At 67.4% G+C, this 13056-nt stretch carries 10 protein-coding genes; 5 read left to right on the plus strand and 5 right to left on the minus strand.

From position 1 onward, the window contains the following. Positions 1–72: 72 nt before the first annotated feature. Positions 73–2370 (minus strand): 5-methyltetrahydropteroyltriglutamate--homocysteine S-methyltransferase, encoded by a 2298-nt coding sequence (gene metE, locus I6I07_RS30075; protein ID WP_198484827.1) that lies wholly within the window; start codon positions 2368–2370, stop codon positions 73–75. Between the two features lie 194 nt (positions 2371–2564). Here metE and I6I07_RS30080 point away from each other — a divergent pair, with 194 nt between their 5' ends. Next, positions 2565–3482, plus strand: a complete 918-nt coding sequence (locus I6I07_RS30080; RefSeq protein WP_006393748.1) for a LysR family transcriptional regulator — start codon at positions 2565–2567, stop codon at positions 3480–3482. Positions 3483–3565: 83 nt separating this feature from the next. Here the strand turns inward: I6I07_RS30080 and recX are convergent, their stop codons facing one another. Both recX and recA read right to left on the minus strand, forming a co-directional pair. Further along, positions 3566–4219 (minus strand): recombination regulator RecX, encoded by a 654-nt coding sequence (recX, locus tag I6I07_RS30085; protein ID WP_198484828.1) that lies wholly within the window; start codon positions 4217–4219, stop codon positions 3566–3568. A 99-nt stretch (positions 4220–4318) separates the two neighbouring features. Then, a complete protein-coding gene (gene recA, locus I6I07_RS30090; RefSeq protein WP_006393746.1) occupies positions 4319–5383 on the minus strand; it encodes a recombinase RecA in 1065 nt (354 codons plus the stop codon). Positions 5384–5755: 372 nt separating this feature from the next. On the opposite strand from recA, the gene I6I07_RS30095 reads away from it, so the two are divergent. The 3 genes from I6I07_RS30095 (at position 5756) to I6I07_RS30105 (ending at position 9912) form a co-directional block, all read left to right on the plus strand. Beyond that, positions 5756–6445, plus strand: coding sequence for a response regulator transcription factor (locus I6I07_RS30095; RefSeq protein WP_006393745.1), 690 nt, complete (start codon positions 5756–5758; stop codon positions 6443–6445). Between the two features lie 115 nt (positions 6446–6560). Beyond that, positions 6561–7937 (plus strand): sensor histidine kinase, encoded by a 1377-nt coding sequence (locus I6I07_RS30100; protein ID WP_198487727.1) that lies wholly within the window; start codon positions 6561–6563, stop codon positions 7935–7937. Between the two features lie 313 nt (positions 7938–8250). Further along, entirely contained in the window at positions 8251–9912 is a 1662-nt protein-coding gene (locus I6I07_RS30105) for an MFS transporter (protein WP_420094602.1), read from the plus strand. 387 nt (positions 9913–10299) lie between these two features. On the opposite strand, the gene I6I07_RS30110 is transcribed toward I6I07_RS30105, so the two are convergent. Further along, positions 10300–10509 (minus strand): hypothetical protein, encoded by a 210-nt coding sequence (locus tag I6I07_RS30110; protein ID WP_006388393.1) that lies wholly within the window; start codon positions 10507–10509, stop codon positions 10300–10302. 151 nt (positions 10510–10660) lie between these two features. Between I6I07_RS30110 and I6I07_RS30115 the strand changes: the two genes are divergently transcribed. Then, positions 10661–11560 (plus strand): recombination-associated protein RdgC, encoded by a 900-nt coding sequence (locus I6I07_RS30115; RefSeq protein WP_198484830.1) that lies wholly within the window; start codon positions 10661–10663, stop codon positions 11558–11560. 80 nt (positions 11561–11640) lie between these two features. Here the strand turns inward: I6I07_RS30115 and I6I07_RS30120 are convergent, their stop codons facing one another. Then, positions 11641–13053, minus strand: a complete 1413-nt coding sequence (locus I6I07_RS30120; protein ID WP_198484831.1) for a diguanylate cyclase — start codon at positions 13051–13053, stop codon at positions 11641–11643. Positions 13054–13056 lie beyond the last annotated feature (3 nt).

Here is a 13056-nt window from a genome sequence, read left to right on the forward strand (position 1 = left end):
GGGGTTCCGGGCCGCCGGACCGGAAGGCCGGCCCGGACGCATCCGGGCCGAGGCCCGACCGGCCGCCGCCGCTCAGGCGGCGTCGCGCAGCGCGCGGGCGGCTTGCACCATGCCGATCAGCGCGGCTTCGGTTTCAGGCCAGGCGCGCGTCTTCAGGCCGCAATCCGGGTTGACCCACAGCCGCTCCTTCGGCAGGCGGGCGGCGGCCTTCTGCATCAGGCCGACCATCCAGTCCACCTCGGGCACGTTGGGCGAGTGGATGTCGTAGACGCCCGGGCCGATGTCGTTCGGGTAGCGGAAGTCCTCGAACGCCTTGAGCAGTTCCATGTTGGAGCGCGACGTCTCGATCGTGATCACGTCCGCGTCCATGGCGGCGATCGATTCGATGATGTCGTTGAACTCCGAATAGCACATGTGCGTGTGGATCTGCGTCTCGTCGCGCACGCCGGCGGTCGACAGGCGGAAGCAGTCCACCGCCCAGTCCAGGTACGCCTGCCAGTCGGCGCGGCGCAGCGGCAGGCCTTCGCGGATGGCCGGTTCGTCGATCTGGATGACGCTGATGCCGGCGGCTTCCAGGTCCACCACTTCGTCGCGCAGCGCCAGCGCCAGCTGGCGGCAGGTCTGTTCGCGCGGCTGGTCGTCGCGCACGAACGACCACTGCAGGATGGTGACCGGACCGGTCAGCATGCCCTTGACCGGCTTGTCGGTCAGCGACTGGGCGTACGAGGACCAGCCCACCGTCATCGGCGCGGGACGGGCCACGTCGCCGAAGATGATCGGCGGCTTGACGCAGCGCGAGCCGTAGCTCTGCACCCAGCCGTTCTTGGTAAAGGCGAAGCCGGCCAGCAGCTCGCCGAAGTACTCCACCATGTCGTTGCGCTCGGGCTCGCCATGCACCAGGACGTCCAGGCCGACCTTTTCCTGGAAGCGGATCACTTCCTCGATTTCCTTGCGGATGGCGGTCTCGTAGCCTGCGTCCGTCAACGCGCCCGACTTCCAGTCGCGGCGCAGCGCGCGGATCTCGGCGGTCTGGGGGAACGAACCGATGGTGGTGGTCGGATAGGCCGGCAGGCCCAGCTCTTCCTGCTGGCGGGCGATGCGGCCGGCGAACGGCGCGCGGTCGCGCGACACGCTGGCCGACGCGGCCATGCGCTGCGCCACGGCGGGATTGTGGATGCGGGTCGACGAGCGGCGCGCGGCCAGGGCGGCGCGCTGCTTGGCCAGGCCTTCCTGCACGCCGGCATCGGCGGCGCCGTCCAGCGCGCGGCCCAGCAGGCTCAGTTCATCCAGCTTCTGCGTGGCGAACGACAGCCAGCTCTTGAGTTCGGCGTCCAGTTCGGTTTCGTTGGCCAGGTCCACCGGCACGTGCAGCAGCGAGCACGACGGCGCCAGCCACAGGCGGTCGCCCAGCTGCTGCCTGACCGGCGCCAGCGTGGCAAAGGCGGCATCCAGGTCGGTGCGCCAGATGTTGCGGCCGTTGATGATGCCGGCGGACAGCACCTTGTCGGCGCCCAGGCCGGCCAGCACGTCGGCCAGTTGCTCGGGCGCTCGGACCAGGTCCACGTGCAAGCCGGCCACCGGCAGGTCCAGCGCCGTGCGCAGGTTGTCCTTGAGGCCATCGAAGTAGGTGGCGATCAGCAGCTTGACCGGGCCGGCCGACAGCGTGGCATACACCTGCTTGAAGGCGTCGCGCCAGGCCTGCGGCAGGTCCAGCACCAGGATCGGCTCGTCGATCTGGACCCACTCCACGCCCAGCTTGGCGAAACGCGCCAGCACTTCTTCATACACGGGCACCAGGTTGGCCAGCAGTTGCAGCTTGCCCGCGTCGGCCGCGCCGTCGGCGAAGGCATCGCCCTTGCCCTGGAACAGCCAGGTCAGCGGGCCCGGGATCGCCGGCTTGACGGCATGGCCCAGCGCCTGCGCTTCCTGGATCTGCTCGAACAGCGATTCACGGGCGATGCGGAAGGTCTGGCCCGGCACCAGCTCCGGCACGATGTAGTGGTAGTTGGTGTCGAACCACTTGGTCATTTCGCACGCGGCGGCGGGCTTGCCCGACGGGGCACGGCCGCGGCCCATGCGGAACAGCGTGTCCAGCGAGACCGGCTCGTTGTCCTTCTGGCCGAACCGCGCGGGCACGGCGCCCAGCAACGTGGTCCATTCCAGGATCTGGTCGTACCAGGCGAAATCGCCCACGGGCACGAACTTGACGCCGGCGGCGGCCTGCACCTTCCAGTGCTGGGCGCGCAGCTCGCGGCCCGTCTGCGCCAGCGCGTCGCCGGTCTGCTTGCCAGCCCAGTAGGCTTCGACAGCGCGCTTCAGTTCCCGCTGGGCACCAATGCGGGGGAACCCCAAATTATGAATCGTAGTCATGGCAATCCCGTCGTTAGACAAAATCTGTTCAAGTGCCAGCCATTCTGAGGCCAAACCAAAATGAATCAAAATCAATGTCTACATCCATAAGATGAAGAAATCTCATACAATATAAGTTCATTCCCTCCGGGGCCGGCCGCCCCGGCCGCTGGATCGCCGCGCCATCCTCATCCCATCCTCGCCGTTACCGCCCCATGCTGGAAATCCGCCATCTCGAAACGCTGACCGCCATCCGTGAAGGCGGCAGCCTGCAGGAAGCCGCCGACCGCCTGCACCTGACCCAGTCAGCCCTGTCACACCAACTGCGCGATCTGGAGACCCGGCTGGGCACGCCGCTGCTGAACCGCCGCACCCGTCCGGCGCGCCTGACCACCGCGGGCCTGCGCGTGCTGGCGCTGGCCGATGAAGTGCTGCCGCGCATCCGCGCCACCGAACGGGAACTGCAGCGGCTGGCCGCCGGCCGCACCGGCCGCCTGCACCTGGCCATCGACTGCCATTCCTGCTTCCAGTGGTTGATGCCGGCGCTGGACGCGTTTCGCGCGCAGTGGCCGGACGTGGCGCTGGACCTGTCGGCGGCGTTCTCGTTCGCCCCCCTGCCCGCGCTGGTGCGCGGCGACCTGGACCTGGTCATCACGTCCGATCCCCAGCAGCTGGACGCGGTCGAATACCTGCCGCTGTTCAAGTACGAACTGGTGCTGGCCGTGTCCGAATCGAATCCCCTGGCCGGCAGCAAGTTCGTCATGCCGGACCAGCTGGCCGACCAGACGCTCATCACCTATCCGGTGGACAAGCAGCGCCTGGACATCTTCACGGCATTCCTGGATCCCGCCGACGTGGAGCCGGCCGCCATCCGCAAGGCCGAACTGACGCCCATCATCGCGCAGCTGGTGGCCAGCAATCGCGGCGTCGCCGCCCTGCCCAACTGGGCCCTGACCGAATACATGAACCAGGGTTGGCTGCGCCTGTGCCGCCTCGGGCCGCAGGGCGTGTGGCGCACCCTGTACGCGACGGTGCGCAGCGAGGACACCGACGCCTCGTACATCGACGAATTCCTGACGCTGACGCGCGACGTCTGTTTCAAGACGCTCAGCGGCATCAAGTCGGCGAAATAAGCGCGGCGGAAAAATCGGCGTGGCGGAAAGGAATGCGGCGGCCGGCGCATGCCGCCGCGCGCCGCGCCAGGCACGCGGGCGACTCAGTCGTCGTCGCCCGCCCCCAGGATGCGGCGGATGACGTCGTGCGCGAAACCGCGGCTGGCCAGGAAGCGCGCCTGCTTGGCATAGGCGGCGCGATCCTCGGGTTTGGCGCCGAAGCGCTTCTGCCAGACCTCGAGCGCGCGTGGGTATTCGGTGGCGCGCAATTGCTCGCGCAATTCGGACACCTGGGTGTCATCGACGCCGTGCTGGCGCAATTCCTGCACGATGCGCGCCGCCCCCTGGCGCGAGGCGCGGCGATGCACCAGGCTTTGCGCGAAGCGCTCGGTCGACAGCCAGCCTTCCTTTTCCAGCGCATCCAGCACGCGCTCGACCTCGTCGGCGTCTTCGGCGTGGGGCGCGAGTTTTCGCGCCAGCTCGTCGCGGGCGTGCTCGCGCCGCGACAGATAACCGACCGCGCGCATCTTCAGCGATGGCCCCTTGGGCGGGGTGCGGGGCTTGTCTTCTGACGACGGCGCGCCCCCGTCTTGCGGCGCCGGACTGTCCGGGTCATGGCCGGAGGAGGCCGCGGATTCAGCGGCCCGCCGCAGGTCCGACGTGCGGCGCAAGCCCTCGGGCTTGGCCACGGTTTCGAACTCATCGTCCAGCTTGGCGCGCAGGCGGTCGGCGGACGTGACGGGCGGTTTCCAGCTCATGCGCTTCCTCTATGTGCCAGCGGCAGGCCTCCCGGAAAGGGAGCCTGCCGCTGACGACCGGGCTGGCGGGCCCGGTGCGATCCGATGATGGCGTGACGATTACTCGTCGCTGTCGTCTTCGGCGGTGGGCACGAATTCCGCGGCGCGGCTGACGATGCCCTGGTTCTCGCGGACCCGGTTCTCGATCTCGATCGCCAGTTCCTTGTGTTCCTTCAGGTATTCACGGACGTTGTCCTTGCCCTGGCCGATGCGGTTGCCGTTGTAGCTGTACCACGCGCCGGACTTGTCCACCACGTTGGCGGCCACGCCCAGGTCGATGATTTCGCCTTCGCGCGAGATGCCGGCGCCGTACATGATGTCGAACTCGGCCTGCTTGAACGGAGGCGCGACCTTGTTCTTGACCACCTTGACGCGGGTTTCGTTGCCGACGACCTCGTCGCCCTTCTTGATCGAGCCGATGCGGCGGATGTCCAGGCGCACCGAGGCGTAGAACTTGAGCGCGTTGCCGCCGGTGGTGGTTTCGGGGTTGCCGAACATCACGCCGATCTTCATGCGGATCTGGTTGATGAAGATGACCATGCAGTTGGTCTTCTTGATGGTGGCGGTCAGCTTGCGCAGCGCCTGGCTCATCAGGCGGGCCTGCAGGCCGGGCAGCGAATCGCCCATTTCGCCTTCGATTTCGGCCTTGGGCACCAGGGCCGCGACCGAGTCGACCACGATCAGGTCGACCGAACCCGAGCGCACCAGCGCGTCGGTGATTTCCAGCGCCTGCTCACCCGTGTCCGGCTGCGAGATCAGCAGGTCGGCCAGGTTGACGCCCAGCTTCGAGGCGTACTGCACGTCCAGCGCGTGTTCGGCGTCGACGAAGGCGCAGGTGCCGCCGATCTTTTGCATTTCAGCCACGACCTGCAGGGTCAGCGTGGTCTTGCCCGAGGATTCCGGACCGTAGATTTCCACCACGCGGCCGCGCGGCAGGCCGCCGACGCCCAGCGCGATGTCCAGACCCAGCGAGCCGGTCGACACCACCTGGATGTCGTGCGAGACCTCGTTGTCGCCGTAGCGCATGATCGAGCCCTTGCCGAACTGCTTTTCGATCTGCGAGAGCGCGGCGGCCAGCGCCTTGGCTTTTTCCGAAGCGGCGGCCTTGGTGGTTTTGTCGTCCATGTAGTGTCCTGTCGGGTCTAGGTCTGTAACGTATCGGGTGTCGGGCGCGGCACGGATACCGGTCAGCGCGCGGGTTGTCGCAAGGGATTGATCGAAACGGCGCCGAAGCGGCGGATCCAGGCTGCAATCGGCACCGATCAGAAAGCGATAGCGCAGATTATGGCATCGGATTGTACTGTACAAAAAACCAGTGTGCCACAGTTTTCCACGTATTCCCTGAGTGGGCAAGCACGGTGTCGTATGACAGAATCGTGGAAAAAACCGGCGCTATGTCCCCATTGCGCCTCCCCGGCCCGCCGCCCCGGCTATCCGCCCCAGGGCGGCATGCGCGCGCCGCTCACGCGTCGCGCTTCTCCTTCTTTTCAACAGCCCATGCGCATCCTGATCGCCGAAGACGACAGCATCCTGGCCGACGGCCTGTCACGCTCGTTGCGCCACAACGGCTACGCGGTCGACGCCGTGCGCGACGGCCTGGCGGCCGATTCGGCGCTGGCGGCCCAGGCCTTCGACCTGCTCATCCTCGACCTCGGCCTGCCGCAACTGGCCGGCCTGGAAGTGCTGCGGCGGCTGCGGGCCCGCAACTCCGCCCTGCCCGTCCTGATCCTGACCGCCGCCGACAGCATCGAGCAGCGCGTCAAGGGGCTGGATCTGGGCGCCGACGACTACATGGCCAAGCCGTTCGCGCTGTCCGAGCTGGAAGCGCGCGTGCGCGCCCTGACGCGGCGCGGCGCGGGCGGCGGCGCCACCCTGCTCAAGCACGGCCGGCTGGTGTTCGACCAGACCGGGCGCGTGGCCATGGTCGACGACCAGACGCTGGACCTGTCCGCGCGCGAAGTCAGCCTGCTGGAGATCCTGCTGACCCGCAGCGGCCGCATGGTCAGCAAGACCCAGCTGGTCGACCACCTGTGCGAATGGGGCGAGGAAGTCAGCACCAATGCCATCGAAGTCTACGTGCACCGCCTGCGCAAGAAGCTCGAACCGAGCGGCGTGAAGATCGTGACGGTGCGCGGCCTGGGCTACTGCCTGGAGCGGGATCAGGGTGCGGCCTACCTCGCCAGCTGAACCGCCCCAGCCGGAGGCGCTCAACCAGGAAGCGCTGGATGTGATGCAGGCCGGGGCCCGCGGCCCCAGCTTCGCGCCGCCGCAGCGCTCGCTGCTGGGCGAGATCCTCGACTGGATGCTGGCGCCACTGTTCCTGCTGTGGCCGATGAGCGTCGCCATCACCTACGTGGTGGCGCAGAACATCGCCAACGTGCCCTACGACCGCGCCCTGGCCAACAACCTGCACGTGCTGACGCGCCAGGTCCACGCCCAGGACGGCCGCGCGGTGCTGCGCATGACCGACCCGGCGCGCGATGTGCTGCGCGCCGACGAAACCGACAGCGTGTTCTGGCTGGCGCTCGGCAGCCGCGGCGAATACCTGGGCGGCGACCGCGCCCTGCCCCTGCCCGCCTCGGTCGGCCAGCCGCGGCCCGGCGAGGTCCAGTACGAGGACGACACCCTGCGCGGCTTCGGCGTCCGGCTGGCCTTCACCTGGGTCGACCTGAACCTGCCCAATACCCAGCCGGCGCTGCTGATCGTGGCCGAGACGGTCGAAAAGCGCACCCAGCTGGCCAACGACATCATCAAGGGCGTGATCATTCCGCAGTTCGTGGTGCTGCCGATCGCGGTGCTGCTGGTGTGGTTCGGGCTGTCGCGCGGCGTCGCGCCGCTCAATGCGCTGCAGCAGCGGCTGCGGGCGCGGCGGCCGGACGACCTGTCGCCGATCGACGAACGCGCCGCGCCCTCCGAGATCGCGCCGCTGGTCGCGGCCATGAACGACCTGCTCGACCGGCTGTCGGACAACGTCCAGGCGCAGCGCCGTTTCGTCGCCGATGCCGCGCACCAGCTGAAGACCCCGCTGGCGGGCCTGCGCACCCAGGCCGAGCTGGCCCTGCGCGACGCCAGCCCCGAGGAGATGCAGGCCAGCCTGCGCCAGCTGGTGACCGGCTCCGAGCGCGCCACCCGGCTGGTGAACCAGCTGTTGCTGCTGGCGCGGGCGGAAAACCCCAGCGCCATCGGCCTGGCCGCCACCGACCTGAACGCCATCGCCTACGAACAGGCGATGCACTGGGTGCCGCAGGCGCTGTCGCTCGGCACCGACCTGGGCTTCGAGGGCTCCGAGACCCCGGTGGAGATCAACGGCAACCCGCTGCTGCTGGCCGAGTTGCTCAACAACCTGGTGGACAACGCGCTGCGCTACACGCCGCGCGGCGGCCACATCACGGTGCGCGTGCAGGCGCTGGGGGATCAGGGCGTGCTGGAGGTCGAGGACTCCGGCCCCGGCATCGCGCCGGAAGAGCGCGAGCGCGTGTTCGACCGCTTCTACCGCGTGCTCGGCACGCTGTCGGACGGCAGCGGGCTCGGCCTGGCCATCGTCAGGGAGATCGCGCAGAAGCACCAGGCGACCGTCGTCGTCACCGACCATCCGACCCCGCACTCGAACCTTCCGGGCACCCGCATCCGGGTGGTCTTCCCGCTCTACGTCGAGCCGGTCGACGACCTCGGCGACTGAGGCCGGTCCACCCCGCTTGAAACCCTGACGGGCGCCTCGCTCCGGTCCAGGCGTTTTCCTGCCCGGCGCCGTCGCGCGCAGCGCTTGCCGCCATGCGAGTTCCCCGTTCCGTCCCTAGGACTATCCCTAGCCTCCCCAGTGGAGTTTACTTTTTGTTTCAAATTTAAGATTCAGGTAAGGGTCACGTCAGAACCTCGTCAGCCTCGCGCCCCAACCTTGCGATAGCTCGATGTCGGTCTCGCCGGCGGAGGGTCAAGCACGGCGGAAAACCGCCGGCCAGAAAAATCGAGGAGACATCATGAGCACAACTACCATGGCAGGTCGCGGTCCATCCGCGGATCCGCGCCCGATGACCAAGGATGAACGCCGCGTCATCTTTGCCTCGTCGCTGGGCACGGTGTTCGAGTGGTACGACTTTTATCTGTACGGTTCGCTGGCGGCCATCATCGCCCAGCACTTCTTCTCCGGCGTGAACCCGACCGCGGGCTTCATCTTCGCGCTGCTGGCCTTCGCCGCCGGCTTCGCGGTGCGTCCGTTCGGCGCGCTGGTGTTCGGCCGCCTGGGCGACCTGGTCGGACGTAAATACACCTTCCTGGTCACCATCGTGCTGATGGGCCTGTCCACCTTCCTGGTGGGCGTGCTGCCCAGCTACGCCAGCATCGGCCTGGCCGCTCCCGCCATCCTGATCGTGCTGCGCCTGCTGCAAGGCCTGGCGCTGGGCGGCGAATACGGCGGCGCCGCGACCTACGTCGCCGAGCACGCGCCGCACGGCCGCCGCGGCTTCTACACGTCGTGGATCCAGACCACCGCCACGCTCGGCCTGTTCCTGTCGCTGCTGGTGATCCTGGGCATCCGCACGGTCATGGGCGAAGACGACTTCAAGGCCTGGGGCTGGCGCATTCCGTTCCTGATCTCGGTCGTGCTGCTCGGCATCTCGGTGTGGATCCGCCTGCAGCTGAACGAATCGCCGACCTTCCAGCGCATGAAGGAAGAAGGCAAGGGTTCGAAGGCGCCGATCAAGGAATCGTTCGGCCAGTGGAAGAACCTGAAGGTCGTGATCCTGGCGCTGCTGGGCCTGACCGCCGGCCAGGCCGTGGTCTGGTACACGGGCCAGTTCTACGCCCTGTTCTTCCTGACGCAGACGCTGAAGGTCGATGCCAACACCGCCAACATCATGATCGCGATCGCGCTGCTGATCGGCACGCCGTTCTTCGTGATCTTCGGCGCGCTGTCTGACAAGATCGGCCGCAAGCCCATCATCATGGCGGGCTGCCTGATCGCCGCGGCGACCTACTTCCCGATCTTCCAGGGCCTGACGCACTTCGCCAACCCCGCGCTCGAAAAGGCGCAGGCGACTGCCCCGGTCACGGTCATCGCCGACCCCTCCACCTGCTCGTTCCAGTTCAACCCGGTGGGCACCTCGTCGTTCACCAGCTCGTGCGACGTGGTCAAGTCGTTCATGGCGCGCAATTCGGTGAACTACAAGAACGAAGCGGCCCCGGCCGGCGCGGTCGCCAAGGTCAAGATCGGCAACGACGAGTTCGCCTCGTTCGACGGCAAGACCATGGCGCCGGCCGACTTCAAGGCCAAGGCCGCCGAACTGGACAAGGCCCTGACCACCGCGATCCGCAGCCACGGCTACCCCGCCAAGGCCGATCCGGCGCAAAGCAACAACGTCATGGTCGTCGTGCTGCTGACCATCCTGGTGATCTACGTGACCATGGTGTACGGCCCGATCGCGGCGATGCTGGTGGAAATGTTCCCGACCCGCATCCGCTACACCTCGATGAGCCTGCCGTACCACATCGGCAACGGCTGGTTCGGCGGCTTCCTGCCCCCGGTCGCCTTCGCCGTGGTGGCCGCCACCGGCAACATCTACGACGGCCTGTGGTACCCGATCATCATCGCGGTCATGACCCTGGTCATCGGCACGCTGTTCGTGCGCGAATCCAAGGACAACGACATCAACGCCTAAACGACCATCCCCCGCCGGGCGGGACTGCTGCGCCTGCCCGGCCTTTCAAAAGCTCCTCTGGGAGCTTTTTTTTTGCGCGCGCGAAATGGCGGACTCGCGGCGCCCCTGATTCAGGACGCTGTCAGACCCCCGCCGTTAGACTGGCGCCTCAGATTACGGCCTTGCGCCTGATCGCCCGGCGATTGATCCCCCTGCCAGGCGGTTGCAGGGCTAGTGTTCTGACACCGATACCGCGTTCCCCGCGAGCCTTTTATGACGCGGTATTGTGTGCTCCCGTACCGGCCCGGCCTCTATTGAGCCGGGCCGCTTTTTTTTCCGAACGCGTTTCGCGCGCCCATGAAAAAGGCGGCCTCGCATCGGCCGCCCGGGTATTGCGCGCAACGCGCCTCAGCGGCGCATGCCCACGCCGATGACCAGCACGCCGGCCACGATCGCGGCGATACCGGCCCACATGGGAATCGGCACGGACTTCTCGGTCTCGGCCGTGGCCTTGACCGAACCGACCTGCAGCACGGTTTCCTCGGACTTGTAGCTGAAGCCCTTATACGCCAGGGCGGCGATGCCCAACACGATCAGGATGGCGCCGACGATCTTCATGCTTCTTCTCCTATTGCACACGGATGCCGCGGACATTACCGCATGGCCGCGCGGCTGTCAGTGACAGAACGTGTCGCCTGACCCCATCGTATTGCACCGCTGGGGCAAAGCCGTCCGCGTCGTATAGAATCTACCCTTTTGGCCGACGCTCATGTGGTTCAAGAATCTCAAGATTTACCGTCTCTCCTCGCCGTGGACGCTGACCGGCGAGCAGCTTGAAGAAACGCTTGCGCGGCATGCCTATCAGGCCGGCAACAACCTCGAAATGCAAAGCCTGGGCTGGGTCCCGCCGCGCGAGAACGGCGGGCTGGCGCACGTCGTCGGCGGGCAGATCCTGCTGAACCTGCGCGCCGAGAAGAAGCTGCTGCCCGGCACCGTGGTCAACCAGGTCGCCAAGGCGCGCGCCCAGGAGATCGAAGAGCAGCAAGGCTACAAGCCGGGCCGCAAGCAGATGAAGGAAATCAAGGAGCGCGTCACCGACGAGCTGCTGCCGCGCGCCTTCAGCGTGTACCGCGACACCCGCGTCTGGATCGACCCGCAGAACCACTGGCTGGTGATCGATGCCGCCGCTTCGGCCAAGGCCGACGAAGTCATCGGCCTCCTGGCCAAGTGCGTGGATCCGTTCCCGCTCGAAAACCTGTACGTGGCCCAGTCGCCCGCCTCCGCCATGACCGGCTGGCTGGCCGAGGACGAAGCACCGTCCAACTTCAGCATCGACCAGGACACCGAGTTGCGTTCGTCCGGCGAAAGCGGCGCGGCCATCCGCTACGTCAAGCACTCCATCGACGCCGATGACGTGCGCCGCCACATCCAGTCGGGCAAGCAGTGCACCCGCCTGGCCATGACCTGGGCCGACCGCATTTCGTTCGTGCTGACCGAAGGCCTGGACGTCAAGCGCGTCGCGCCGCTGGACGTGCTCAAGGAAGGCAACGACACCGTCGCCACCAATGACGACGAAAAGTTCGACTCCGACATGATGCTGATGACGGGCGAGCTGGCCAAGATGCTGGCCGAGCTGGTCGACGCGCTGGGCGGCGAAAAGAAGATCTGAGCCCCGCGCTCCGGCTTCACCGCGACGGGCCGCTCCTCAGGGAGCGGCCTTTTTCATGGCGCGGGGCCGTGCGGTCGCCGTCAGGCGGCGACGCTGCGGTCGCGGCCCAGCTGCTTGGCCTGGTAGAGCGCCTTGTCGGCGCGGTCGATCAGGTAGGCGTAGTCCGGGTGGCCATCGAAGGCCGCCACGCCGATGCTGGCGGTGATGCGCAAGGTGCCCACTTCCGGAATGGTGAAGGCGTGGCGGCGGATCTCGGCGCCCAGCTTCTCGGCCACCAGCAGGGCCGCGTCGCGCGCCGTGTCCACCAGCACCACCAGGAATTCCTCGCCGCCATAGCGGAACACGAAGTCGCTCGATCGACAGGACTGGTGCACCACCTCGGCGAACTGCCGCAGTATCTGATCGCCGCCGGCGTGGCCGTGCTGGTCGTTGACCGCCTTGAAGTGGTCGATGTCCAGCAGCAGCACCGAGAACGTCGACCGCTCGCGCGTGGCGATCAGGATCTCGCGGCCGATCACCGACGGCAGGAAGCGCCGGTTGAGCACGTTGGTGAGCGGGTCGCTGCCGCTCTCGATCTCGGCCACCATGTCGAACAGGCCGTTGAGCAGGTGCTTGATGCGCGCCACCAGTTCCTGCAGTTCGCGCACCTGGTCCGGCAGCCCCGCCAGGTCGGCCTGCAACAGACCGGGCAACACCACGTCGTCCAGCCGCGCCACCGCCTCGGTGATCTGCCGCAGCGCCGGCGCGCTCTCGAACAGCACGCCGCCCTTGTGCTGCAGCCACAGGCCGAACTCGGAGGCCGCCAGGCGCGGCAGCACCTGTTCCGGCGCGCGGTAGTGCAGGCCGATCAGCACCGCCTGGCTCCATTCGAGCAGGGCGGCGCGCTGGCGCTCGCGTTCGGTGGAAATGTTCTGGCCCAGCGCGAACAGCCGGTAGGCCTCGTCGTTGCGGGCGCCGCGGTTGATGTCGCGCATGAAAGCGCGGCTCATCTGCTCGATCGCCAGGTCGAACAGGTTGCAGACGTACTGCGTCGCGACCGATGCCGCCACGCCGTCCAGGTCGCTGGCGCGCAGGCGCAGCGCGATTTCGTTCTTCAGGATGCGGGCGCCGGCCATCACCAGGTGGATCGGGATGTGCACGCGCGCATGCACCTCGCCCACCTTCTTCTGCACCGCCATCAGCGCCGCGATGTCGCCCTGCTCGCGCACGCACAGCAGGCCCTTGAGCCAGCCCTTCATGCCCTTGTGCAGGCGGGTGGCGACGATCTCGTGCGACAGGCGCGGGCCGGCCTCGGCATCGGCCAGCAGCGTGGAATAGAAGGCGTCGACCAGCTCGTTGGCGCTGTCCGACACCACTGCCGCGACCTGGCCGCGGGTATAGGCATCGACCGACGAATAGACCGCCTGCCAGGCCTGGGCATTGGACGCGCTCAGGTAGCACGCCTGCCCGGCGGGATCAGGAGAAGACGGGACCGCGCGACTGCTCGAAGACATAAG

This window comes from Achromobacter deleyi, from assembly GCF_016127315.1.
Taxonomy (GTDB): Bacteria; Pseudomonadota; Gammaproteobacteria; order Burkholderiales; family Burkholderiaceae_B; genus Achromobacter; species Achromobacter insuavis_A.